Origin of the sequence: Burkholderia sp. Bp9015, from assembly GCF_003853505.1 — a bacterium.
Taxonomy (GTDB): Bacteria; Pseudomonadota; Gammaproteobacteria; order Burkholderiales; family Burkholderiaceae; genus Burkholderia.
Genome location: NZ_QTPZ01000017.1, coordinates 1 through 23,852, shown reverse-complemented (window position 1 = coordinate 23,852; position 23,852 = coordinate 1). Strand labels below are relative to the sequence as shown.

The following is a 23,852-nucleotide window of genomic DNA, read 5'->3' as shown; positions in this document are numbered from 1 at the left end:
GGGCGACTGCCCGGCGGTTTTTCCGTGCGGCGGCGCCCGGCCCCTTCTAACTACAACAGGACACCGAAACGATGACGACCGAGGACAAGGCCGACGACCAGGCCGACGACCGGCGTGAAGCGATCGACACCCTGATCGCGAACGGCTGCGTGATCACGATGGACCCGCAGCGGCGCGTGATCGAGAACGGCGCGGTTGCCGTGAGGGGCGATCGCATCGTCGCCGTCGGCGACACCGCCGAATTGCAGGCGCGCTTCCGTGCCGCGCGCACGATCGACGCACGCCGCAAGGCCGTGCTGCCGGGCCTGATCGATGCGCATGCGCACGCGGGCCACGCGATGCTGCGCACGATCGGCGGCGCGGACGGCGATGCGTGGTCGGCCGCGGCCGAGACGATCTATACGCGCGCGTCGGACGAGGCGTTCTGGGAAACCGAATCGCATCTCGCGGCGCTCGAACGGCTGAAGGCCGGCGTGACGACGGGCGTGTCGCTGCTCGGCGGCGGCAACTCGATCATGCGCGTCGACGATCCCGTCTACGCGCGGCGTCATTGCGATGCCGTGGTGTGCACCGGCACGCGCTCGATCGTGGCCGTCGGCCCGTCGCGCCCGCCCGCGCCGCGTGCATACACACGCCACACGCCGGACGGCGGCGAGACGCGCGACATCGATTTCGACACGATGTACGACGTGTGCGAACGCATCGTCGACGAATGCCACGGCGACGCCGACGGGCGGATCCGGATCGCGATCACGCTGCCGGTGTACGGGCCCGAGCACGACCCGGAACTCGCGCAGTACGAGCGGGATTTCCGCGATCAGGCCGCACGCTACGGCGCGCTAGCGCGCGAGCGCGGCCTGACGTTCACGCAGGACGGCCATCGCGCCGGCACGCTCGCGTTCGCGCATCGCGAGCTCGGGCTGCTCGGCCCGACGTCGTTCATGTCGCACAGCATCGACCTGACCGACGACGACATCGCCGCGTGCGTGGAAACCGGCACCGCGATCGTCCACAACCCGAGCGCGATCATGTCGATCATCGGCCGCTGTCCGGTGCCCGAGCTGATCGATGCGGGCGTGACGGTCGCGATCGCGTCGGACGGCGCCGCGCCAGATCGCGGCTACGACATGTTCCGTCACATGTGGCAGTGCATGCACTACCATCGCCGCCATTTCCGCGACCCCGACGTGCTGCCGCACGGGAAGGTGCTGGAGATGGTGACGATCGACGCGGCGAAGGCGCTGTCGCTCGATCACGAGATCGGCTCGCTCGAAGCCGGCAAGCTCGCCGACCTCATCCTCGTCGACCTGTTTCGCCCGCACATGATGCCGATGAACATGCCCGTGTATCGCGTCACGTGTTTCGCGAACGCGGCCGACGTGTGCATGACGATGGTCGGCGGCCGCGTGCTGATGGAGGATCGGCGCGTGCTGTCGGTCGACGAGAACGCGATTCTCGAGCGCGTGATGGAAGTCGCGGAGACGATGATCGAGCGCAGCGGGTTGCGTCGCCTGCTCGACGAACCGAAGACGCTGTGGGGGCGCAGCCGCTACTGAACGATGCCGCGCGGGCAGGCATTTGCGCGGTGCGATGTCGGCAAAGCCGGTCCTTTCGGGGCCGGCTTTTTTTCTGGTTTCGCCGCCGACGGACATGCTAGGATTTCTCTCAAACAACTTCGGAGACAGCTATGCCGTTCATCTGCGAAAACGTTGAATGTCGTGCCGTGCTGGCGCGCGGGCAGGTCAAGTCTCGCCAGGATGATGCGGGATGGTGCTTCTACTGCCCGGACTGCAAGGCCAGGAACGAGTTGATGGCGATCGGCACGGCCGGTGGCTCCGTCGAACTGGTTCAGCCGGAGCGAGCGAGCCCGCCGCACAAGGTCGTCGCGACGGCCCGGCCACTGGACGACGGCAAATACGCGGCGCAATTGCGCGTTCAGCGGGCGCTGGCGGTGAGGGGAACCTACGCGGCCGAAGAGCACTGGGATCAGCTCGGCGTATTCCCCGATGCGCAGGAGGCTGTCGAGCATGCGAAGTCGTTCGCAACCGACCTGCTGGAGCGGGCGGTCTAGTCACACACGGCACACCGCACACCGGCGATCCACCTGTTTCCCGTCACGACACCGGGCTGCGGCCCGGGTGGCGTGACGGGCCGGCCAGCCCGCGACGGGCCGGACCGTTACATCACGCCGCCGCCGCTTCTCGCAGACGGAATTGCGCGACGGCATCGCTGAGCCGCGCGCCCTGATCCTCGAGCGACAACGCCGCGGCGGCCGCTTCCTCGACCAGCGCGGCATTGCGCTGCATCGTCTGCTCCATCTGGATGACCGCGGCATTCACCTGCTCGATGCCGGCGGACTGCTCGTCGAAGGCGATGCTCGTTTCGCCCATGATCGCGTTCACGCGCTCGACCGCGACGACGAGCTCGGTCATCGCCGAACCGGCGAGCGCGACGAGACCGCTGCCGTCTTCGACGCGCTGCGCGGAATTGCCGATGAGTTCGCGAATCTCCTTCGCCGCCGATGCGCAGCGCTGCGCGAGCCCGCGCACCTCGGTCGCGACGACGGCGAAACCGCGCCCCTGTTCGCCCGCGCGCGCCGCTTCGACGGCGGCGTTCAACGCGAGGATGTTGGTCTGGAATGCGATGCTTTCGATCACGCCGACGATGCCGGAAATCCGCGCGGAGCTGTGCGAGATCGCCGACATCGTCTCGACGACGCGCTGCATCGCGTCTCCGCCCTTTGCCGCGATGCCGGCCGCACCCTCGGCGTAAGTGCGCGCATCGCGTGCGTTGTCCGCGTTCTGGCGCACGGTTGCCGTCAGTTGCTCCACGCTCGCCGCGGCTTGCTGCAGCGAGACGGACTGCTGCTCGGTGCGCGCGGACAGGTCGACGTTGCCGCTCGCGATCGTGCGCACGTCGCCGACGATCGTCTCGGTGCTCGCGCGCACCTGGCTCACGGTTTCGACGAGGCCGTCCTGCATGCGCTTCAATGCATTCAACAGATACGCCATTTCGTTTTCGCCCGGAATGACGACCGCGCCGGTCAGGTCGCCTTTCGAGATCCTGTCGAAATGCGCGACGGCGAGATGGATCGGCGCGATGATCGCCTTCGCGAGCACGCGCTGCGCCAGGAAGCCGACGACCAGCGCGAAGGCGGCGACCGCCGCCATGGCCCACACGATCCGGTGGAAGCGTTCGCCGGCCGCGTCGTAGCGCGCCTTCTGGCGCGCGACCTGGAACGATTCGAGCGCATCGATCGCTTCCTGGTAGGCGGTGAAGAGTGCCGGCGGCGCGGTGCGGTGCGTGTCGAGGAAGTCGAAGGCGTTGTCGTGGTCGAGTTGCGACATCGCTTTCAGGAAGACCTGATCGAGCAAGGTGCGACGGCGCTGCTGCAGCGTATCGAACAAGGCCTGCTCGTCGGCGTCGCGCGCATGCAACCGCGAGTACGCGTCCAGTTCGTCGTCGCTCTGCTTGAGGAGCGTGTGGAGCTGCGCGATTTCCGCCTTCGCGGGCTGGCCGGCGCTGATGATCTGCGCGACGTCGCTGACGCGTTCGCGCAGCACGAGCATGCGCTCCGAGCTGGTTTTCAGGTGCAGCAGCGACGCGGTGTCGTCGCGGTACATCGCTTCGAGCGAGCCGTTGCCGGCGTAGAGCGCGGCGATGCACGCGCCGACGACCAGGACGAGCAGCGCCGTATAGCCGGCGACGGTCGCGACGAGGCCGCCGCGGATGGTGAGTTTTCGCATGACGTTCCCTTGCCGGCGGCCCGACGGGCGGCCGACGGCGGATGTGGATTCCGGATCACGAACGACGACGGGCGCCGCGTTGAAAGACGGGGCGCCGGGACTGCGAACGGGTTAACGGCGGGCCGGGCGCGGAGGTTTTATCTGCACGCGACGCGAATCTGGATGATTGCGACAGCGGGGGACGGAGGGTGGATGCACGCGCGTGAAGCGCGCCGCGCCGATCGTCGAGGCCACGTCGCATGCGCCGCTCGGGATGCACGCGAATTGTCCGTGGCCCCGGCCATCTGCTAGTTGCCATCACCCAGTCGCGACCGGATCTCGGCGATCGACCGATCGCGCTGATACGTGGCGAACTGCCGGGTGTTGCCCTACGGATCCCCGGCCATCGCTCGCCTGTCGCCGTATCGTGTGTCGACCGCCGCCTCCATGCGGCCGTCAGCCTCCGGTCCTGAACCCCAGTGCCGCGGCCTTCGCGCGCAACTCGGCGAAGCGGTCGACCGCCGGATTGGTTGCGGGATTGGCCGCCGGATTGGCCGCCATTTGCGACGGATCCACGCCGGTAACCGAACCGGGCGACGACGGCGCGGTCGTCCCCGGACACGTTCCGCCGAACGGACCTTGCGGGACCGTGAACGCCGGCGCGTCCGTGCGCGGCGCGTCGTTGAAATCGAGCGCGTAAGCGAGATTGAAGGTCGCCGGATCGCTGCCGCGCACGCCGAGCGGCTTCAGCCCGAAACGCCATTGCAGCAGCGCGTGAATCGAACTCGGGTCGAACGGGTAGCGCGTCACCGAGCCTGCCCGCACGCGCGGGCCGAGCAGGGCGAGCGGCACGCGAAAGCCGAGCTTGCCGTCGTTGCCGAGCGCGAGCTCGTTGTTGCTGATCGGCCGGATCGGCGGCACCGCGTGCTCGAGAAAACCGCCCCACTCGTCATATACGACGATCATCAGCGTGCGGTTCCAGGTGGGACTCGTGCGCAGTGCGTCGTACACCTGGTTGAGAAACGCCTGCCCGTCGCGGATGTCCGCATGCGGATGGTCGTCCGCGGACGCACCTTGCAGCTCGCCCGCGAAAACCGGGTCGACCATGCAGAACGGCGGCAGCGTTCCCGCCGCCGCATTCGCCAGGAAATCCGCGAACGCATGCGAGATGCCGAGATAGCGCGTGCCATACAGCGCGGTGAACGGCACGTCGTGGTAGTAGTAACTGCAACCGATGCCGGCGTCGCTCAGGTTGTCCCAGATCGTGCGCAGCGACGAATTGTCGGGGGTATCGGTGAGGCGGTCGGTGGCGCCGCTGTGCAGGTAGAGGCGATTCGGAAACGTATTGGTCAGCACGCCGCTGAAGTAGAAGTCGCCGATGGTGTAGCTGCTTGCCGCCGCGCTGAAGAACGGCAGGTCGGCCGACGTGTAATAGCCGATGGGCAGCAGGTCGCCCTGGGTCAGGCTCGTCCCGGGCGTCAGGAGCCAGCCGTTCATCTCGCCCGCAGCCAGTTGCGTGCGCGCGCCCTGGTAGGTGTGGTTCGGGTCGTGGTACGCGCATGCCTGATAGCCGTAGGCGGGATTCGCCGACAGCGGAAACGGTGCGTTGGTCCCGCCGAACGCGTCCCTGAACTGCCGATTGGCGGGCATCCCCTCGGCACCCGGCACCCAGCTCATGAAATGGTCGAACGATCGATTTTCCATCGTGACCAGCACGATGTGATCGATGCCGGAACTCGCCGGATCGGGCAACGCCGGCCGCGGCAGGCTGTAGCGATTGCCGCCGTTCGGCGACGGCGTGTCGCCGATCGATGGGGCGCGCGCATTGCCGTCCACGGCCGATATGCCGTCCCCTCCGCCGCCGCAACCCGGCAGTGCGACACTGCCGGCCACCGCGGCAACGCCGGCGAGAAAGCGGCGGCGATCGTAGCGGCGATATGCATTCGTCTCGTCCATGACAACGTCTCCTTCGTTATTGAATGCGGCGCTGGCCAGCCGATCGCGCATCGCGGCAGCCGCGAAGCGACGCGCGCTCGCCGTTCGAACAGGCGAGCGGGCGCAAGGCGCAAGCTTCGTGCCTGTCGCTGAACAGGTGGCACTTCGTCGGTGATTGCGAATAGCGAAGCCGTCGTCAGACGATGGGTCGATGCCATTGCACCGGGCCTGGGTCGAAAGGCGTTGACGAACCGGTTCCGGAAAAGAAGAAAGGGGGCGTCGCACTCGCATGCGCCGCCCCCTTTGAGCCACCGGCCGCAACCGGCCGAGTCCGTCAGTTGTAGATATCGAACGAGAAATACTTCTTCGCGATCCGCTGATACGTGCCGTCCTGGATCAGGCTGGCGAGCGCCTGGTTGATCTGCGTGCGCAGCGCGTCGTCGTCCTTGCGCACGCCGATCGCGGAACCGACGCCGAGCGTCTTCGGATCATGCAGCGGCGGCCCCGCGAACGCGAAGTTCGCGCCCTTCGCGGTCTTCAGGAAGCCGAGATCGGCCTGTACCGACGACTGCAGCGACGCGTCGAGACGACCGGCAATCAAATCCTGATAGACGAGGTCCTGCGTCTGGTACGTGCGCACGATCACGCCCTTCGGTTCCCAGTACGTGCGCGCATAGGTCTCCTGCGTCGACCCCTGTTCGACGCCGACGCTCTTGCCGGCCAGCGACTCGGCCGTCGGCTGCAGGTTCGCGCCGCGTCGCGCGACGAGGCGTGGCGGCACGTTGTTGATCTTGTCGGTGAACGCGATCTGCGCGAGGCGCTTCTCGGTCACGCTCATCGACGACAGCACGCCGTCGAACTTGCGCGCCTTCAGCGCCGGGATCATCCCGTCGAAGGCGTTCTCGACCCACACGCAGCGCACCTTCATGCGTTCGCAGATCGCGTTGCCGAGGTCGATGTCGAAGCCGACGAGCGTGCCGTCGGGTGCGAGCGATTCGAACGGCGCGTAGCTGGGATCGACGCCGAGGCGCAGGACGGCCGGGTCTTTCGCGGCGGCGGCGGCGGCCGTCAGCGCGAGCGCGACGGCGATGACGAGCTTTTTCATGATTGTCTCCTTACCGATTGATGTCGTTCTGGGGTGAAGCGAATGGCGGCCGATGGGCGTGACGGCCCGCGCCCGGCCATGCGCGGGCGGCTGGACGAGCGCCGCAAGCGGCCGGCGATCGTCCGGATCAGGGAAGCCGATGTTGCGGTGTCAGCGCGCCGCGCCGGTGACGCGCGCCATGCTGCGCCGGTAACCGGCGGGCGAGAACGTGGCGTTCAGCGCGGCCATCGACGCGATCACGCCGAGATGCATCCACCACGCGATCGCGAAGCCGCCGCCGGCGTCGCGCAGCCAGCCGATCAACCACGGGCTCGCGGCGACGGTCAGGAAGCCGACGCCTTGCACGAACGCGGCGAGCGCACCCGCGAGCCGCGCATCGGGCAGGTGATCGAGCGTGACGATCAGGCTCATCGAGAAGAAGCCGCCGAGCCCGATGCCGACGCTCGCGACCCACATCCACGGCGCGAGCGCGGGCATCGTCGCGAAGCCGGCGAAGCCGGCCGTCTGCAGCGCGAGCGTGAGCCACAGCACCGGGCGGCGATCGTGCGAACGTTTCGCGAACATCGGCATCGCGAGCGCGCCGGCCGCCTGGAACAGCGCCATCCACGCGAGCAGGTTGCCGCTCGCCTGCGGGTTCATGCCGACGCTGCGATAGAACGCGGGCAGCCACGCGACGAGGCTCGCATAGCCGCTGTTGCTGAGGCCGAAGAACAGCGCGAGTTGCCATGCGCGCGGAATGCGTACGAACGCGGCGACGGGCGCCGATGCCGCCGCCGCATGCAGCGCGTCGCGCGGCGCCTTCGCGCGCCACAGCGCGAGCGTGACGAGCGCGGGCACGGCCCACACGGCGAGCGACAGATGCCAGCCGCCGCGCGCGGCGAGCCACGGACTCGCGACCGCGCCGAACGCACCGCCACCGACCAGCGCGGCCGAATAGAGGCCCATCGCGAGCGGCAGCCGGTCGACGAACCAGCGCTTGGCGAGGCCCGGCGCGAGCGACTGCACCACGGCGACGCCCGCACCCGCGACGATTGCCGTGACGGCCAGTCCGGTGCTGCCGTCGCTCCACAGGCGCGCGGTACAACCCGCGGCGATCAACGCCAGCGCGGCGAGCAGCGCGCGTTGCTCGCCGAAGCGCCGCGCGAGCCCGACGCCGAGGCCGGCGACGACACCCATCAGCACGAACGGCAGCGTGGTCAGCAGCGCCGCCGCGCGGAAACCGAGGCCCGTGTCGGCACGCACGAGGTCGAGCACGGGGCCGAACGCGGTCAGGAACGGACGCAGGTTGAGCCCGGCCAGCACCAGCAGCGCGAGCGCGCCATAGGACACGGAAGCCGCGTGCGGGCGGGAAACGGCTTGCGCGGTGCCGGGGTCGGTCATCGGAATGCTCCAGAGGGGGCCGGTGGCCCTGTGATGCGATGCCGAAAGGGTAAAGGCGCGCTCGTCCAGGTGAAAATTAAATATTCGACTGGCGATCAGTGCGGTTTGCGATGGCACGGCGCCGCGTGACGGGGCCGGATGGGCAATGTGCAGCGCGCGTGCATAACGGGCGCGCAGGATGCACGCCCGTTTCCGCGATCCTTCATTCGACCGGATGCAGATCCTGCAGCAAGGTCGGCACGAGCTCCGACACGGTCGGGTGGATGTGCATCGTGCGGCTGATCGTCGTGTACGGCGCGCCGGCGGCCATCACGTCGAGCATGCCGTGCACGACCTCGTCGCCGGTCACGCCGAGGATCGACGCGCCGAGAATCGCATGGCTGTCCGCGTCGACGATCACCTTCATGTAACCCAGGCTCTCGCCTTTTTCCACCGCACGGCCGACGCGCGTCATCGGCCGCGTGCCGACCAGCAGCCGGCGGCCGGTCTGCTTTGCTTCCGCGAGCGTCATGCCGATGCGGGCGAGCGGCGGATCGATGTACATCGCGTACGCGTTGATGCGGTCGGACACCTTGCGCGGATCGTTGTCGAGCAGGTTGGCCGCGACGATCTCGTAGTCGTTGTACGCGGTATGCGTGAACGCGCCGCGCCCGTTGCAGTCGCCGAGCGCCCAGATGCCGGGCACGCTGGTGCGCAGCTGGTCGTCGACCGTGATGTAGCCGCGCGCGTCGGTCGCGACGCCGGCCCGCTCGAGCCCGAGATCGTCGGTGTTCGGCACGCGGCCGACCGCGAGCAGCAGGTGCGAGCCCGCGACCTCGCGGCGGCCGCCGGTGCAGTCGAGGCCGACCGCGACGCCGTCGCCGTCGCGCCGTGCGCTCAGGCAGTTCGCGTCGAGCTGCACGTCGATGCCTTCGTTCTCGAGAATCTCGCGCACGGCCTGCGACACGTCCTCGTCCTCGCGATGGATCAGGCGCGCGCCTTTCTCGACGATCGTGACCTTCGAGCCGAAGCGGCGGTACATCTGGCCGAATTCGAGCCCGACGTAGCTGCCGCCGATGATCACGAGATGCTCCGGCAGGAAGTCGACGTCCATCATCGTCGAGTTGGTCAGATAGGGCACCGAGTCGAGGCCCGGCATCGACGGGATCTGCGCGCGTCCGCCAACGTTGATGAAGATGCGTTCGGCCTCGAGCACGTCGTCGCCCACGCGCACCGCATCGGGCCGCTCGAATCGGGCATGACCCTGAAACACCGTCGTGTGGTCGAGCCCGCGCACCCATTGCTCGACGTTGTGGTTCGAGCGGCCGGAGATCCGGTCCTTGCGCGCCTTCACGGCCTTCATGTCGACGCTGACGGGGCCGACCGACACTCCGTACTCCTGCGCGCGCCGCGCGAGTTGCGCGGCATACGCGCTTGCGATCAGCGTCTTGGTCGGGATGCAGCCGGTGTTCACGCAGGTGCCGCCGAAGCGGCCGCGTTCGACGATCGCGACTTTCATGCCGGCGCCGGCGAGCCGTGCGGCGAGCGGCGGCCCGGCCTGGCCCGTGCCGATGACGATCGCATCGAAGTGTTGCGTCATGACGTCCTCCTGCGCTGGTTCAACGTGGGAAGGGACCACGCGCAAGCCGCATGCCGCGCCGGCGCGCGCCCGAACGACGACGAGCGCCTATGGTAGACCGGTTGGCGGGGGGAGGCGAGTCGTACGGATGCGGGCGACGCGGAACATTGTTCATGACGGCCGGCAGGCTTCATGGCCGGCGGCAACGCGGCTGCGCGCCGGTTGAGGATTGCGCTGCGCGGGTCCTTCAGTCCTTGCGCCGCCATTGGCCGAACGATACCGGCCGGTGCGCATCGGCGCGCGTGACGGTGACTTGGTCGGGCTGCTCGTCGAGCGGAAACGATTCGGTATAGATCTCGCTGGAGAACAGCCAGCCGCGGGTGCGCGGGTCGTAGCGGAACGTCACGAAGTCGCTCCAGTGTTGCCCGCAGGCGACGAAGTTCTGCACGGTGAAATAGCGGCCTTTCACCGCGAGGCCGCTGTCGGCGGCGTCTTCGGGATCGAACGGATCGCACTGGCCGCCTTCGTTCGCGCGCAGGACGACGTGGTCGTTGCGCGCGGCGAGCCGGTACGCGCGATCGGGCTGCTCCTCGAAGATCAGCAGCGGGCGCGGCGACGGCTGCGCGCGCGTATCGGCTTCGCGATGCACGACGACGAGCAAGCTGCGCCGTCCGTTGCCGAGGTCCGGCCCTTCCTGTACAACGAGCGGCCGGTAGCCGGACGGCAGTTGCGTCGCGACCGATGGCGGCAGGTCGCCGGCGCGTGCGCCGGACGACAGTGCGGCGAGCAGCGCAACCAGGGCGCAGCGTGCGGTGGCGATCATCACAGATCCCGCCCGAGGAACTCGGTGCCTGGCACCGGATTGAACGCGACCGGCGGCGCGGGCGTGAAGCCGAGCGAACCATACAGTTGCCGTGCGGCGACGAACTCGGGCAGCACGTCGAGGCACATCCGCGCATAGCCGGCCGCCTTCGCGTCGCGCAGCAGCCGTTCGACGAGCTGGCGGCCGACGTTCAGCCCGCGCGCGTCTGGGCGCACGTACACGCGCTTCATCTCGCACGTCGTCGCGTCGATTTCCCGAAACGCCGCGCAGCCGACCGCGCGCTCGCCGTGCCATGCGAGCAGCAGTTGCCCGCGCGGGGCCGCGTATTTGCCCGGCAGTGCGGCGAGCTCCGGCTCGTAGTCCTGGAACGCGAGGCTGACGGTGGGGCTTGCGATGTATTCGCGGAAGATCGCTTCGACGACGGCGGCATCGTCGGGATAGCGGGCGGCGCGGATCTCGATCATGGGGCGGGGCGCGAGGGCGGGAACGGCAGCCAGCATAGCAGCGCGCGGGCGCTTTCGGCGGGCGGCGAAGCGTGCCAGAATCGTCGGCTTCAGCGTCGGCGATCGATGCAATGCGACTCGATTCTCGACGCGACACGCAGGCGCCGGCATGTCGGCGCCGTCGACCAAGGAGACTTCGATGACTGCATCGGCTGCCGTACTCGCCATTCTGGCCGCGCTGTGGCTTGGCGCAATGATTCCGGGACCGAGTTTCGTGCTGGTCGCCCGCAATTCGATCGGGCTGTCGCGCCGCGACGGGCTCGCGACCGCGCTCGGCATGGGTGTCGGCGGGATCGCGTTCGGCGGCGTCGCGCTGGCCGGGCTCTATACGCTGCTGCAGGCGGTCGAATGGCTGTACGTCGGGCTCAAGGTGGCCGGCGGCGCATACCTGATCTACATGGCGTCGAAGATCTGGCGCGGCGCCGACCGGCCGATCGCGATGGACGACCCGCAGGCCGTCGTCGCCGGCAGCGCGCGCAAGTCGTTCTGGACCGGCCTCACGACCCAGCTGAGCAATCCGAAGACGGCGATCTGGTACGGCAGCATCTTCGCGGCGCTGTTGCCGCAGCATCCGCCGCTGTGGTGCTACCTGGCGCTGCCGCCGCTCGTGTTCGGCGTCGAATTCGGCTGGTACACGATCGTCGCGCTGTGCTTTTCGACCCGCCGGCCGCGCGAACTCTACCTGCGCGCGAAGAAGTGGGTCGACCGCGTCGCGGCCGGCGCGATCACGCTGCTCGGCCTGCGGCTGATCCTGAACGCGCCGAAAGCGGGGATCTGACGGCAGGCGGTGCCGCTCGCGCGCACCGCCGTTTCATTCCCGACGGGCATGCCGGTGCGGCCGGTCATTCCGGCCGATGGCGGGACGGTCCGAGCCGGGCGATTCTTTTGGGTCCATCCGCCCCGTCCGCCCCGTCCGCCCCGTCCGCCCCGTCCGCCCCGTCCATCCGCCCATCCGCCCATCCGCCCATCCGCCCATCCGCCCATCCGCCCAATCCGCCCAATCCGCCCAATCCGCTCAATCCGCTCAATCCGCTCAATTCGCCCGCGCGAGCGCGCGTCACACCGCCGGAAACCGCTCCAGCAGCGCCGCGAACCGCGCCTCGTCCGGAAACGCCTTCACTTCATACCGCACCGGCCGGTGCGCGGTGGCCGTCATCAGGTCTCCACACGCGTCCCGCAGCGCGGCCATCGGCACGTGCGCCGACTGCCGCGTCGCTTCCCGGTACAGCACGACGATGTCCGTCTCGGGCAGCAGCGTCGGCACGCCGTCGCTCCACACGCTGACACTGAACAGCTCGCCGTTCTGCCGTCGATACACGGTGTAGGTCGCCACGAAGATGTCGGTGCCGTCCCGCTTGTGCAGCTCGTCCAGCTGCGTGCGCTGATCCTGGTAGTCGCCGGCGAGTTCGTCCACGCGCAGCGCGTGCAGCTTCGCCTCCAGTCCTGCCGGGATGAAGTTCCGCCACGCGGCGCCGTCCCAGCGCAGCATCAGCGGCGGCAGCGGACGCGGCTGCGCGCGCGCGTGTTCGGCAAGTTCGACCATCGTCGCGAGACCGGCCGTGTTGCGGTCGCCGGTGAGCAGCAGCACGGCCCGGTTCGGCGCCATCACGACCGGCGCGCCGGAGATCGGCTGGCGATGCAGCAGGTCGGTCAGCAGCAGCCGCGACGCGTCGTAGTAGTCGCCGAACTGCGACAGGAACACGCCGTCGCGCAACGCGACCCACGGTGCCGACGACGCGCCGCGCAGGTTGTCGATCGCGATGTCGCAGGCGGCGTCGAAGCTGACGCCCCATTCGGCGAGCCGCGCGCTCGTCAGCCGCGCGACGCTGAATTCGCCGTCGTACGCGATGCCGATCTCGAGGTTCTCGCACAGTGGCCGGAACGCCACCTCCGACGCTTCGGGCTGTCCGGCGAGCTGCAGCGCGACCGTGCCGCGCTCGGTCGCGCTGCGGATCACGGGGCGCAGCCGCGCGCGCACGTCGGCGAAGTTCGCCGGAATCTCGTGCTGCATCATCGCGTTCGCCTGGCGCAGCAGCGTCGCTTCGCGCTCGGTGGGCTTCGCGTCCGCGTAATCGCGGAACAGGTTGTGGAGGTTGATGATGTTCGACGGGGCATCGGCTTGCACGAGTCGGCCCTTGTCGTGTTCGTGAAGCCACTCGCGCGTGTCGCCGGTCGCGCGCAGCGCGGCGATCAGGCGTTCGGCGAAGTCCTGCCGGCTGGGCGGTTTGCTGAAGCGCTCGCGCAGGCGCGCGACGAAGTCGGAAATCATCGTATGCGGTCGGGCGGGCCCGTCTGTTATTGATCTCTCGTTGTCGTGAGCGGCGGCACCCGTCTGCCGGGGGCGCGACGCCTGCGGCCCGCGGATATCGGCCTGATACCCGGAATGCGGCCGGTGGCGGCCCGCGCGCCGGCTGCATGGCGGCGCGGGCCCGCGTCGGACGCGATTCGCGTGGCGGGTGTCGCGATGGTACCGCACGTCCGTGATGGAAACGCGTGTGGGTGAACGTTTGTTGATGCGCAGGCGAGAGCACCGAACCCCGAACCGGCCCGCGCCCGCCCGCTCCGGTTCTGGAACGCGGCCCGACTCGTCGCCTGACCGACGCCGGCGCACCGGGAAACCCCGACAACCGCCCCGCGAGCCTTGTACGGCGGGCGTTCGCGCCGGTTGCACGGCGTGCCGGGCCGGGCTGCTTCCCCGATTCTGGCGGCCGACCTCCCGACGACGTGTAAACTGCTGCCTTTTTTGACGGTTTGCAGCATGGTGCAAGCACCCCCGCGCCCGGCACTGAGCGGCCCGACGCTCGTCCGGCTGCTCGCGCGCCTGACCGATGCCGACGTCGCGGAATCCCGGCAGACGCTGTCGGACCGCCTGAGCCAGTGGCTCGGCTGGACCGACGCGATCACGCTGTCGTCGGCGCTGAATGCGAGCCCGCCCGGCGTCGCGGCCGGCGTGCGCGGTTACGACGCCGAGCGCGACTGCGCGCGCGTGCGTCACGACCTCGCGCAGGCGATCACGGCCGCCCACCGTCCGCGTACGCGGCGGCGCCCCGGCGAAATGCCGCCGCCGCCCGCCGACACGGCGGACTTCGCGGATTTCCGCCAGAGCTGTCTGTCCCTGCAGCAGGAAATGGAAACGGCGATCGGCCAGTTGCGCGGCCGCCTGCGGGTCGCGCTGGCCGCGCGCGCGTCCGGGATGGCGCGGCTCGCGGCGCTCGACGCGATCATGGAGCGCGTGCTCGGCGCGCGCGAGCGCAGCCTGCTGTCCGCCGTGCCCGCGCTGCTCGGCACGCGCTTCGAGCGGCTGCGCGACGCGGAACGGCAGGCGCTGGCCGACGCGCAAGCGGCGGCCGCTGCCGATCCCGACGGCGACGCACCGCCCGCTGTGGCGATCGTGCCCGGCACGTGGCTCGACACGTTCCGCAACGAGATGCAAAGCATCCTGCTCGCCGAACTCGAAGTCCGGTTTCAAACGGTAGACGGGCTGCTCGCGGCCCTTCGTACCTGCTAATCCCTACGCTATGTCCAGAATTCGTCTTGATCTCGTTGTCTTCATCGCCGGCCTGCTCGCAGTGTGCTGGATCGGCGTCGGCTATGTCGCGTCGAACCCGCTCGCGACGGCCGTCACGCTGCTGATCGGCGCGTGCTACGTCGCCGGTGCGTGGGAGCTGCGGCGCTACCGGCAGGCGACCGCCACGTTGTCGCGCGCGGTGGCCGGGCTGACCGAACCGCCGGCGCAGCTCGACACCTGGCTCGACACGCTGCCCGCGGGCCTGCGCGGCGCCGTGCGGGCGCGCGTCGAAGGCGCGCGCGTCGCGCTGCCGGGCCCGTCGCTGACGCCGTATCTCGTCGGCCTGCTCGTGCTGCTCGGCATGCTCGGCACGCTGCTCGGGATGGTCGTCACGCTGAAGGGCACGGGCGCCGCGCTCGAAAGCGCGACCGACCTCGACGCGATCCGCGCGTCGCTGATCGCGCCGGTGAAGGGCCTCGGCTTCGCGTTCGGCACGTCGATCGCGGGCGTCGCGACGTCGGCGATGCTCGGCCTCCTGTCCGCGCTCGTGCGCCGCGAACGGCTCGACGCGGGCCAGCAACTCGACGCGAAGATCGCGACGACGCTGCGCGTGCATTCGTCCGCACACCAGCGCGACGAATCCTTCCGGCTGCTGCAGCGCCAGGCCGACGTGATGCCGGCCCTGGTCGACCGGCTGCAGACGATGATGACGACGCTCGAGGCGCGCAGCGTCGCGCTGCACGATCGCCAGATCGAAAGCCAGCAGGCGTTCTTCGATCGGACCGAGCGCGCGTATGCGGGCCTGGCGTCGAACGTCGGCGATGCGCTGAAGGAAAGCGCCGCCGAGAGCGCGCGCGTCGCCGGTGCCGCGCTGCAGCCGGTCGTCGCGGCGACGATGACGGGGCTCGCGCAGGAGATGGCCGCGTTGCGCGACACCGTGACGGGCGCCGTGCAGCGTCAGCTTGACGGGCTGACCGACGGTTTCGAGAAGACCACCGGGAACGTGACGGCCGTCTGGAACCGCGCGCTCGACGAGCAGCGCCGCGCGGGCGACACCGTCGCGCAGCAATTGCAGACGACGCTCGGCCAGTTCACCGACACCTTCGCGCAGCGGTCGACGGACCTGCTCGACGGCGTCGCGACGCGCCTCGAATCGACCGAAAGCCGGCTGTCCGACGCGTGGCGCGATGCGCTCGCGCGCCAGGAGCAGGTCGGCGCGACGCTGGCCGGCCAGCATGCGCAGGCGCTCGGCGAAGCCGCCGCGACCTTCGAGCGGCATTCCGGCGCGGCGCTCGCCGCGATGCGCGAGTCGCATGCGGGGCTGCAGACGCAACTGGCCGCGCGCGACGAGGAACGCCTGACGGCGTGGAATGCGTCGCTGACGGCGATGGCTGCGAAGCTCGGCGACGAATGGCAGCGCGCGGGTGCGCACAGCGCGGGCCGTCAGCAGGAAATCTGCGATGCGCTCGCACAAACGACGCGCGATCTCGCGGCACAGGCGTCTACGTTCGAACAACGTTCGAGCGACCTGCTGTCGACGATCCGCGAGTCGCATACGGGCTTGCAGACGCAACTCGCGGCACGCGACGAGGAACGTCTGTCCGCATGGAACGACTCGCTCGCCGCGATGGCGACGAAGCTCGGCGACGAGTGGCAGCGCGCGGGCGTGCACAGTGCGGGCCGTCAGCAGGAAATCTGCGATGCGCTCGCACAAACGACGCGCGATCTCGCGGCACAGGCGTCTACGTTCGAACAACGTTCGAACGATCTGCTGTCGACGATTCGCGATTCGCACACGGGGCTGCAAACGCAACTGGCCGCGCGCGATGAGGAGCGCCTCTCCGCATGGAACGACTCGCTCGCCGCGATGGCGACGAAGCTCGGCGACGAGTGGCAGCGCGCGGGCGTGCACAGTGCGGGCCGTCAGCAGGAAATCTGCGACGCCCTTGCACAAACCACGCGCGATCTGACCGCACAAGCAGCGACGTTCGAGCAACGTTCGAACGACCTCCTGGCGACGATTCGCGAATCGCACACGGGCCTGCAGACGCAACTGGCCGCACGCGACGAAGAACGCCTGTCGGCATGGAACGATTCGCTGGCCGAGATGGCTGCAAAGCTCGGCGACGAGTGGCAGCGCGCGGGCGTGCACAGCGCGGGCCGTCAGCAGGAAATCTGCGACGCACTCGCACAAACGACGCGCGATCTCGCGGCACAAGCGTCTACGTTCGAACAACGCTCGAACGACCTGCTGTCGACGATCCGCGATTCGCACGCCGGCCTGCAAACGCAACTGGCCGCGCGCGACGAAGAACGCCTGTCCGCATGGAACGACTCGCTCGCCGCGATGGCCGCCGCGCTGCGCGACGAATGGGCGCAGACGAGCGCGCAGGCCGCGACGCGCCAGCAGGACATCTGCGACACGCTGACCCGCACCGCGAACGACATCACCGCGCAGGCGCAGGTGCATGCAAGCGACACGATCAACGAGATCTCGCGCCTCGTGCAGGCCGCATCGGAAGCGCCGAAGGCCGCGGCCGACGTCGTCGCCGAACTGCGCCAGCGCCTGTCCGACAGCATGGTGCGCGACACCGCGATGCTCGAGGAGCGCAGCCGCCTGCTCGCGACGCTCGAGACGCTGCTCGGCGCGGTCAATCACGCGTCGACCGAACAGCGCACCGCGATCGACGCACTCGTCAGCACGTCGGCCGACCTGCTCGAGCGCGTCGGCGCGCGCTTCAACGACACCGTCGATGCCGAAACGCGCAAGCTCGATTCGGTCGCCGCACAGGTCACGGCCGGTGCGGTCGAGGTCGCGAGCCTCGGCGATGCGTTCGGTGCGGCCGTGCAGGTGTTCGGCGAGTCGAACGACAAGCTGCTGAACCACCTGCAACGCATCGAGGCCGCGCTCGAGAAATCGCTCGCGCGCAGCGACGAGCAGCTCGAGTACTACGTCGCGCAGGCGCGCGAGGTGATCGACCTGAGCATGATGTCGCAGAAGCAGATCGTCGAGGACCTGCAGCAGATCGCCGGTCGGCGGGCATCGGTCGGAGCGTAACGCATGCACGACGAAATCGACGACGGCGCGCCTTCCGCGCCGGTGTGGCCCGCGTTCGCCGACCTGATGTCGGTGCTGCTCGGCGCGTTCGTGCTGGTCCTCGTCGGCGTGATCGGCATGCAGTTGCAGCTCACGTCGAAGCTCGAGGAAGCCGTGCGCGCGCGCCAGCAGGAAGCGCAGCAGCGCAAGTCGCTCGAGGAGGCGCTGGCCGGGCCGCTCGCGGCCGGCCGCGTCACGCTCGTAAACGGCCGCATCGGCATCAGCGGCAACGTGCTGTTCGCGCTGAACTCCGACCAGTTGCAGCCCGAGGGCCGCGATCTGTTGAAGACGCTGGCTGCGCCGCTGGCCGCCTACCTGACGACGCGCGACGAGATCCTGATGATCAGCGGCTTCGCCGACGACCAGCAGGTGCGTGCCGGCAACCGCCAGTTCGCGGACAACTGGGAACTGTCGGCCAAGCGCGCGCTGACGGTCACGCGTGCGCTGATCGACGCCGGCGTGCCGGCGAAGTCGGTGTTCGCGGCCGCGTTCGGCTCCGAGCAGCCGGTCAGCTCGAATGCGGACGATGAAGGCCGCGCGAAGAACCGCCGCGTGGAGATCGCGCCGGTGCCGCGCAAGACCGCGTCGAGCGGAGGGAAGGCGAAGTGACGGACGACGCGACGCACGTGCGCGCGACGCTCGACGCGTGGCGCGAGCAGGGCGCCGACCGGCTCGATCCGGTGCGCTTCCATCGGCTCGACGCGCTCGAGAAGCGCGCGGCCGCGCTCGACGGCGATGCGCGCGCGTTGCTCGATGCGCGGCTCGCGATGCTGCTGGAAGGGTTTGCGCAGATCGTCGCGCGAGCCGGTGAAGCGGCAGCCGCCAGCTCGGCGGCGCAAGCGAACGCGCAGGCGCCTGTGCGTGGTGCGATCGGCGGGCTCGTCGAGCGCCTCGCGCGCGATGCAGAGGCTGACCGGCGCGGGATCGATCCCGCGCTGATCGACTACTTCCGCGCGATGTGGTCGAAGGTCCGCACCGAACAGCAGTACCGCCAGTCGCTCGACCAGGTGCCGCGCAACGCGGGACCGCTCAATTCGAACAGCCTCGTGCACCGGTCGCTCGCGACGATGCGCGAGCTGTCGCCGGAATACCTGCAGCAGTTCCTGTCGTACATCGATGCGCTGGCGTGGCTCGAGGATCTGGCCGGCGGCGGCGCGCAGCCGGAGAAGGAGGCGCCGCGCGCGAAAGCCGCGAAGACGCTGAAACCGGCGAAGAAGACCACGCGCACCAAGGTGCGATAACGCACGCGATTGCGTCGCGCCGATCGCTGTCTAGCGAGCGGTCGCCTGCTCGTCGATCGCCGCGCGCAGTGCGTGCAACGCGTCGGTCAGCGCCGACGCGAACGGCGGATGCGCTGCGATGCCCGCCGCGTCGAGCCGGCTGCCGAGGATCGGCAGCGTGATCGACGCGCGCTCGACGATGCACGCCGACATCACCGACAGCGTTTCCCGCAGCGCCGCGTCCGCATGCGTCGCGCGCGGCGACGCGTTCAATACCGCGACCGGCTTGTACACGACGGCCTCGCATCCCACGATCCAGTCCAGCGCGTTCTTCATCACGCCCGTCACGCCGTGCGCGTATTCCGGGCTCGCGATCAGCACGCCGTCCGCGGCATTCAGCCGCTCGATCAGGTCGCGCACCGCGGCCGGCGACGGATCTTCGATATCGGGGTTGAACAGCGGAAACTCGCCGAGACGATCGAAACGCGTGATGCGCATCCCGCGCGGCGCAACGCGGGCGGCTGCGTCCAGCAGCGCCGCGTTGTACGACTGTGCACGCAGGCTGCCGCACAGCGCGACGATGTCGATGCGGCGCTCGGAATCGGTTCGGGGTTCGGTAGCCATCAAGGAGCGTAGGGGTGGGGGTCTTGCGCGGCGACGGCGCGCGGATCCGCCGGATTATCGCATCGGCGCGTGAGCGACGTGCCGCGCGTCGGCGACGCGGCGCAGGTGATGCGATTCGCGTCCGTCCCGCGGCAACGGCGTGTCCTGACCCCGGGTGGCAACCGTGTCGCGCATCCCGGTTGCCCGTGCCAGGTCACCGAGTGTCCATCCGTCGCCGAGCAACAGGCGGCGCGTATGCAGCGCACCGTACACGTCGTCCGCGACGGTTTCGCCGAGATAGCGCAGCGCGCGGCCTTCGACGTCGACGAAGCCGTGCCGGTAGTCGTGCGCGAGCGCGGTCCACAGCTGTGCCGCGCCGACCGATTGGCGTGCGCCGCTGATCAGGCAGAGACCCGCGTCGAGTCCCCATCGATACAGCGTCGTCGCAAGCCCCTTGCGTTGCGCGGACCCGCGCAGCCGCGTATGCGGCGCGCGCAGGTAGCGGTCCGCGCGGCGCGGCAGTTCGGGAAGCCGGTTGAAGATCGTGTAGCCGGCGAGCTGCCGCGCCGACGGATCCTCGACGTAAAGGAAATATTCGCCGTCGGCCTCGCGGTGGCGGACGATCAGGCCCGAGTCGCCGAGCGCGACGGCCGGCAGGCCGTGCAGGCGATGGCCCGGCTGGTTCAGACGCGCGTGGAGCATGTCGAGTTCATCGTCGATGTCGTGCTGGGAATGCTGTACGTCGATACGCATGGCAAAAGGCGCCCGTCCCGGGCGCATCGAGAAAGGGGTTCATCGCAAACGGGAAAGGAAATGGCAGCGGCCCCCGGGCTCGACGTGCGAGCCGGGGCCGCGAATCAGCTGGGGATGTGCTGGAAACCGGCGGCGATCGCGGCGAGGCCCGCGATGCAGAGTGCGAACAGGATCAGGACTTTGTGGATCACGCCTCTCTCCTCATGAACGCGCGGCGCCGAACGGCGGTGCCGCGGAGACGGTGATGGCGGGCACGGCCCGCGCGGCCGTCGTGCGGGACGACGGTCGAAGGTCCGGGCGGCAGGCGCGCGGACGGTCAGCACCATACGCGACGGGCACGGGGCGGGCAACCGGACGGCGGGAGAAAAGCGACGAAACGCGGGGAATCGGGGGTGTTTCGCGACAATCGGTCGCAAGGGGCGGATGTGTCGATGTCGCTTGTCGGTGTTTGTCTCGAAATCACATCCGCTTCATGGCAAACGGATTTCACCAGGATCGGACCGTGGGAGCGGGCACGTCCACGGATCGCCGAGCCGCAACGACCTTCTTCACCCGGTGGTTGCGGCGATCTCGTCGCGCCGCCGCCTCACCCTGCCTGCCGCACTCCGAACGCCCGCCTGACCCGCGCGAACAACCCATGCTGCGCGATCCATTCCGCATACGCGCGATAGTCAGGATCACGCATCAAATGACGTTCCTCCGTCTTCGCCCGCGTGTAGTAGATCAGATTGACCGCGACGAGCCCCGCGCAGTGCATCAGCCCGACCTGCCAGCCGAGCGGCTCGACGAACGGCACCGACACCATCCAGTACGACAGGTTCTTCGTGATGTACGCCGGATGCTTCGTGAAACGATACGGGCCCGACGTGATGATCCCGCGGTTCGTGAGGTTCGAGAAACGCAGCCCGAACGAGATCGTCGACAACGCATAGGTCATCAGCAGCAGGATGATCACCGCGCCCCAGATCACGCGCAGCGTCGGCGCGGACAGCAGCCAGTTGTCCCAGAACAGCGAGCCTTCGTAGCGGATGTAGTTGTTCGAGATCAGCGACCAGAACGGCTGGTAGCACATCAGCGCGGCGACCCAGCCGAGCGTGGTCGGCTCGACGGTGCGCACGTGGCTGTCGAGGATGCGGAACGTGCACAGGTAGCCGACGGTGCCGAACATCAGGTCCATCGTGAACGACAGGTCGTACAGGAACACGAAGGTCGCGATCGTCATCGGCGCGTTCACTGCGTGCGCAAGCGATGCGCTCAGGTGATCGGCGTCCTTCGACAGGTAGACCGTCATCAGCGGCAGGAAGAACGCCTTCACGCCCCAGCCGGCGAGCATCTCGCGCACGGGCTGCCAGCTCGCGGGCTGCTCGCGGCGGAACAGGTAGCGGCCCCACAGCAGGTACGCGTCGTCGGTCTCGCGCTGGTGGCGATCCATCCACGCGAAGTAGAACGGCGCGGCGACGATCACGTACGGCGCGAGCGAGCGCAGCAGCGACCAGAACGGCAGGTAGAACGCGCCGTGATATTCGGGCAGCAGCCAGTAGATCGCGGCGATGCCGGCGTAGATCGACGTCAGCGCGCCGAGCCGCGTCGCGACGCGGGCGAGCCCGAGCGGGCGCACGGCCTGGCGCGACAGTCCCGCGCTCGGGCGCAGGTAGACGCGCGAGATGAAGATTTCGTGCAGCGCGATCGTGCCGATGATCGCGAGGCTGGCGACGACCGCGCGCGTGGCCGCATCGAGGCTCGGCTGGTCGCGCGTGATCCACAGCGCGAAGAGACCGGCCGCGATGCCGAGCAGGCCGGCGCGGAACGGCGTGGCGGAACGGGGCGGGCGGTCCTGGACCGCGGCGATGCCGTCGAGCGTGGAATTCATGATCGGATCCTCGTCGGGATGACGGCCGGCGCCCCCGCTTGGCGGGTGGCGCCGGCCATCGGCCGGGCTTTGGATTGGTATGTGCCCGGCCATTGGCCTGTGGTTCTGATACGTGACGCGTTACTTCTTCGGGGCGGTGCCGAGCAGGCCGCCGAGCAGGTTCGTCACCGGTGCCAGCAGGTTGGTCGCGCCAGCCGCGGTGCCGCCGTTCGAACTGCCGGTCAGGCCGGCCGTGACGGTGCCGCTGCCGGACGGCGTCGTCACCGTGCCGGCCGCGCCGCCCGGGCTGGCCGTGCCGACTGCGCCGAGCGTGCCGACCGCCGACGTCAGCGAGCCCGTCAGCGTGCCGACCGGGCCGCTCGTCAGCGCACCGCCGAGGTTGCCGGTCAGGTTGCCGCCCGGCGTCGTGACCGTGCCGGTGAGGCTTGCGCCAAGCGGCGTCAGCGAATTGACGAGGCCGGTGACCGGTGCCAGCAGGCTGCCGGCGCCCGAGCTGCTGGTACCGCTCGTGCCGCTGGTGCCGCCCGTACCGCTCGAACCGAGGCCGCCGAGGGCGCCCGTCACCGTGCCGAGCAGGCCCGTGATCGGCGCGAGCGGGCCGCCGCTGGTGCCGCTCGTCCCGCTGGTGCCGCCGGAGCCGCTCGAACTGCTGCCGCCGCCGAGGGCGCCCGTCAGCGAACCGAGCACGCCCGTGATCGGGGCGAGCGGGTTGGTGCCGCTGCTGGAACTGCCGCTGGACAGCAGGCCGCCTGTCGACGACACCGTGTTGCCGAGCTGGGACACGCTGTTGCCGGCGCTCGTGCCGACCGGGTTGCCGGTCGCGCTGCCGACCTGCGTACCGGCGAGGCCGAGGCCGCTGCCGAGCGTGTTCAGCAGGCCGCTGAGCGGGGCGCCGAGCAGGGTCGCGTTGCCGAGCGTCTGCGTGGCGCCAGGCGTCGTGACGCCGCCGGTCAGCGTGTTGGTGATCGGGTTGATCACGCTGCCGAGCTGCGTCTCGAGTTGCTGCACCGGCGCGCTGTTCAGCGCCGTGTTGAGCGCCGATGCGGTGGAGTTGACCGCGGTGCCGACCGTGTTGACGAGACTGCCGACCAGGGTCGTCGCCGGCGCGAGCGGCGCCAGCGGACCGGTGCCGAGGCTCGTCACCGCGTTGCCGAGGTTGTTGACGGCGCCGCCGGCGCCGGTCAGCAGGCCGGTGGTCGACGTGAGCGTCGGGCCGAGCGGGTTCGGCGACACGCCGATCGAGCCGAGGCCGGCCGCGACGCCGTTGCCGAGCGACTGCACGCCGCTGCCGAGGCTGGTGACCGCATTGCCGATGCTGGTGGCCGTCGTCGGGTTCGTGCCGGGGACCTGTACGCCGCCGATCTGCGACCCGCCGTTCGCGACCGTCGTGCCCAGTGCCGTGACGAGCGTGCCGGTTTGCTGGAGGACGTTGCCGAGCGGGGTGGCGCTGGTGCCGGAGGTGCCTGAAGTACCGGAAGTGCCTGAAGTACCGGAAGTACCGGAAGTGCCCGACGTGCCGGACGTGCCGGAAGTGCCCGACGTGCCGGACGTGCCGGAAGTGCCGGACGTGCCGGACGTGCCGGACGTGCCCGAGGTGCCCGACGTGCCCGACGTGCCGGACGTGCCCGAGGTGCCCGAGGTGCCCGACGTACCGGAAGTGCCCGAGGTGCCGGAAGTACCCGACGTACCGGAAGTGCCCGACGTGCCCGACGTACCCGAAGTCCCCGAAGACCACGACGACCACCACGACGACGAGGAGGACCACGACCACC

At 69.5% G+C, this 23,852-nt stretch carries 19 protein-coding genes and 1 pseudogene; 8 read left to right on the top strand and 12 right to left on the bottom strand.

Features of this window, described 5'->3' with window-relative positions; translation table 11 throughout:
• The first annotated feature begins 71 nt into the window (after window positions 1–71).
• Complete coding sequence (locus DIE12_RS19235; protein ID WP_124487648.1) at window positions 72–1,556, top strand: amidohydrolase family protein; 1,485 nt, start codon at window positions 72–74, stop codon at window positions 1,554–1,556.
• A gap of 131 nt (window positions 1,557–1,687) precedes the next feature.
• Window positions 1,688–2,071, top strand: coding sequence for a hypothetical protein (locus DIE12_RS19230; RefSeq protein ID WP_124487647.1), 384 nt, complete (start codon window positions 1,688–1,690; stop codon window positions 2,069–2,071).
• 112 nt (window positions 2,072–2,183) lie between these two features.
• Here DIE12_RS19230 and DIE12_RS19225 read toward each other — a convergent pair whose 3' ends face one another.
• The 7 genes from DIE12_RS19225 to DIE12_RS19195 all read right to left on the bottom strand — a co-directional run bounded on the left by DIE12_RS19225 (window position 2,184) and on the right by DIE12_RS19195 (window position 10,990).
• Window positions 2,184–3,746, bottom strand: a complete 1,563-nt coding sequence (locus tag DIE12_RS19225) for a methyl-accepting chemotaxis protein (protein ID WP_124487646.1) — start codon at window positions 3,744–3,746, stop codon at window positions 2,184–2,186.
• A 435-nt stretch (window positions 3,747–4,181) separates the two neighbouring features.
• The gene (locus DIE12_RS19220) at window positions 4,182–5,681 is read right to left on the bottom strand and encodes an alkaline phosphatase family protein (RefSeq protein WP_124487645.1); all 1,500 of its coding nucleotides are present in this window, start codon (window positions 5,679–5,681) and stop codon (window positions 4,182–4,184) included.
• A gap of 313 nt (window positions 5,682–5,994) precedes the next feature.
• A complete protein-coding gene (locus DIE12_RS19215) occupies window positions 5,995–6,765 on the bottom strand; it encodes an ABC transporter substrate-binding protein (RefSeq protein ID WP_124487644.1) in 771 nt (256 codons plus the stop codon).
• A gap of 150 nt (window positions 6,766–6,915) precedes the next feature.
• Window positions 6,916–8,145, bottom strand: coding sequence for a cyanate transporter (locus DIE12_RS19210; protein WP_124487643.1), 1,230 nt, complete (start codon window positions 8,143–8,145; stop codon window positions 6,916–6,918).
• Window positions 8,146–8,347: 202 nt separating this feature from the next.
• On the bottom strand, window positions 8,348–9,724 hold the full coding sequence (locus DIE12_RS19205) for an FAD-containing oxidoreductase (protein ID WP_124487642.1): 1,377 nt from the start codon (window positions 9,722–9,724) through the stop codon (window positions 8,348–8,350).
• Between the two features lie 226 nt (window positions 9,725–9,950).
• Window positions 9,951–10,526, bottom strand: a complete 576-nt coding sequence (locus DIE12_RS19200) for a hypothetical protein (RefSeq protein ID WP_124487641.1) — start codon at window positions 10,524–10,526, stop codon at window positions 9,951–9,953.
• Window positions 10,526–10,990, bottom strand: a complete 465-nt coding sequence (locus tag DIE12_RS19195; protein ID WP_044845332.1) for a GNAT family N-acetyltransferase — start codon at window positions 10,988–10,990, stop codon at window positions 10,526–10,528. Before DIE12_RS19195 ends, DIE12_RS19200 begins: the two co-directional genes overlap by 1 nt.
• Before the next feature lie 178 nt (window positions 10,991–11,168).
• On the opposite strand from DIE12_RS19195, the gene DIE12_RS19190 reads away from it, so the two are divergent.
• Window positions 11,169–11,807: a LysE family translocator gene (locus tag DIE12_RS19190; protein WP_044845331.1), complete on the top strand. Its 639-nt coding sequence runs from the start codon at window positions 11,169–11,171 to the stop codon at window positions 11,805–11,807.
• 279 nt (window positions 11,808–12,086) lie between these two features.
• Here DIE12_RS19190 and DIE12_RS19180 read toward each other — a convergent pair whose 3' ends face one another.
• A complete protein-coding gene (locus DIE12_RS19180) occupies window positions 12,087–13,298 on the bottom strand; it encodes a hypothetical protein (protein WP_124487640.1) in 1,212 nt (403 codons plus the stop codon).
• A gap of 489 nt (window positions 13,299–13,787) precedes the next feature.
• Here DIE12_RS19180 and DIE12_RS19175 point away from each other — a divergent pair, with 489 nt between their 5' ends.
• The 4 genes from DIE12_RS19175 to DIE12_RS19160 are packed head-to-tail and all read left to right on the top strand — an operon-like array spanning window position 13,788 to window position 18,875.
• Window positions 13,788–14,537: a DUF3348 domain-containing protein gene (locus DIE12_RS19175; RefSeq protein WP_124487639.1), complete on the top strand. Its 750-nt coding sequence runs from the start codon at window positions 13,788–13,790 to the stop codon at window positions 14,535–14,537.
• Window positions 14,538–14,547: 10 nt separating this feature from the next.
• Entirely contained in the window at window positions 14,548–17,595 is a 3,048-nt protein-coding gene (locus tag DIE12_RS19170; RefSeq protein WP_124520352.1) for a DUF802 domain-containing protein, read from the top strand.
• A gap of 3 nt (window positions 17,596–17,598) precedes the next feature.
• Entirely contained in the window at window positions 17,599–18,243 is a 645-nt protein-coding gene (locus DIE12_RS19165; protein WP_124487637.1) for an OmpA family protein, read from the top strand.
• Complete coding sequence (locus tag DIE12_RS19160) at window positions 18,240–18,875, top strand: DUF2894 domain-containing protein (protein WP_124520351.1); 636 nt, start codon at window positions 18,240–18,242, stop codon at window positions 18,873–18,875. The genes DIE12_RS19165 and DIE12_RS19160 overlap by 4 nt, the downstream gene beginning before the upstream one ends.
• 30 nt (window positions 18,876–18,905) lie before the next feature.
• On the opposite strand, the gene DIE12_RS19155 is transcribed toward DIE12_RS19160, so the two are convergent.
• From DIE12_RS19155 to DIE12_RS19140, 4 genes are all read right to left on the bottom strand, one after another.
• A complete protein-coding gene (locus DIE12_RS19155; RefSeq protein ID WP_124520350.1) occupies window positions 18,906–19,478 on the bottom strand; it encodes an NADPH-dependent FMN reductase in 573 nt (190 codons plus the stop codon).
• A gap of 54 nt (window positions 19,479–19,532) precedes the next feature.
• Window positions 19,533–20,210 carry a histone acetyltransferase gene (locus DIE12_RS19150; RefSeq protein ID WP_185500348.1) on the bottom strand — a complete coding sequence of 226 codons (678 nt, stop codon included), beginning with the start codon at window positions 20,208–20,210 and terminating at the stop codon, window positions 19,533–19,535.
• Window positions 20,211–20,796: 586 nt separating this feature from the next.
• Window positions 20,797–22,080 (bottom strand): isoprenylcysteine carboxylmethyltransferase family protein, encoded by a 1,284-nt coding sequence (locus tag DIE12_RS19145; RefSeq protein WP_124487633.1) that lies wholly within the window; start codon window positions 22,078–22,080, stop codon window positions 20,797–20,799.
• Between the two features lie 120 nt (window positions 22,081–22,200).
• On the bottom strand, window positions 22,201–23,475 hold the full coding sequence (locus DIE12_RS19140; RefSeq protein ID WP_221624281.1) for a collagen-like triple helix repeat-containing protein: 1,275 nt from the start codon (window positions 23,473–23,475) through the stop codon (window positions 22,201–22,203).
• Here DIE12_RS19140 and DIE12_RS38945 point away from each other — a divergent pair.
• Window positions 23,387–23,852, top strand: a pseudogene (locus DIE12_RS38945) (highly repetitive protein); the annotation flags it as partial. The gene DIE12_RS19140 and the pseudogene DIE12_RS38945 overlap by 89 nt on opposite strands.

What these genes read in the sequence shown, in the direction of transcription:
- DIE12_RS19235 (WP_124487648.1), top strand. Translation starts at nt 72, where the DNA reads ATGACGACCGAGGACAAGGCCGACGACCAGGCCGACGACCGGCGTGAA.
- DIE12_RS19230 (WP_124487647.1), top strand. Translation starts at nt 1,688, where the DNA reads ATGCCGTTCATCTGCGAAAACGTTGAATGTCGTGCCGTGCTGGCGCGC.
- DIE12_RS19225 (WP_124487646.1), bottom strand. Translation starts at nt 3,746, where the DNA reads ATGCGAAAACTCACCATCCGCGGCGGCCTCGTCGCGACCGTCGCCGGC.
- DIE12_RS19220 (WP_124487645.1), bottom strand. Translation starts at nt 5,681, where the DNA reads ATGGACGAGACGAATGCATATCGCCGCTACGATCGCCGCCGCTTTCTC.
- DIE12_RS19215 (WP_124487644.1), bottom strand. Translation starts at nt 6,765, where the DNA reads ATGAAAAAGCTCGTCATCGCCGTCGCGCTCGCGCTGACGGCCGCCGCC.
- DIE12_RS19210 (WP_124487643.1), bottom strand. Translation starts at nt 8,145, where the DNA reads ATGACCGACCCCGGCACCGCGCAAGCCGTTTCCCGCCCGCACGCGGCT.
- DIE12_RS19205 (WP_124487642.1), bottom strand. Translation starts at nt 9,724, where the DNA reads ATGACGCAACACTTCGATGCGATCGTCATCGGCACGGGCCAGGCCGGG.
- DIE12_RS19200 (WP_124487641.1), bottom strand. Translation starts at nt 10,526, where the DNA reads ATGATCGCCACCGCACGCTGCGCCCTGGTTGCGCTGCTCGCCGCACTG.
- DIE12_RS19195 (WP_044845332.1), bottom strand. Translation starts at nt 10,990, where the DNA reads ATGATCGAGATCCGCGCCGCCCGCTATCCCGACGATGCCGCCGTCGTC.
- DIE12_RS19190 (WP_044845331.1), top strand. Translation starts at nt 11,169, where the DNA reads ATGACTGCATCGGCTGCCGTACTCGCCATTCTGGCCGCGCTGTGGCTT.
- DIE12_RS19180 (WP_124487640.1), bottom strand. Translation starts at nt 13,298, where the DNA reads ATGATTTCCGACTTCGTCGCGCGCCTGCGCGAGCGCTTCAGCAAACCG.
- DIE12_RS19175 (WP_124487639.1), top strand. Translation starts at nt 13,788, where the DNA reads ATGGTGCAAGCACCCCCGCGCCCGGCACTGAGCGGCCCGACGCTCGTC.
- DIE12_RS19170 (WP_124520352.1), top strand. Translation starts at nt 14,548, where the DNA reads ATGTCCAGAATTCGTCTTGATCTCGTTGTCTTCATCGCCGGCCTGCTC.
- DIE12_RS19165 (WP_124487637.1), top strand. Translation starts at nt 17,599, where the DNA reads ATGCACGACGAAATCGACGACGGCGCGCCTTCCGCGCCGGTGTGGCCC.
- DIE12_RS19155 (WP_124520350.1), bottom strand. Translation starts at nt 19,478, where the DNA reads ATGGCTACCGAACCCCGAACCGATTCCGAGCGCCGCATCGACATCGTC.
- DIE12_RS19150 (WP_185500348.1), bottom strand. Translation starts at nt 20,210, where the DNA reads ATGCGTATCGACGTACAGCATTCCCAGCACGACATCGACGATGAACTC.
- DIE12_RS19145 (WP_124487633.1), bottom strand. Translation starts at nt 22,080, where the DNA reads ATGAATTCCACGCTCGACGGCATCGCCGCGGTCCAGGACCGCCCGCCC.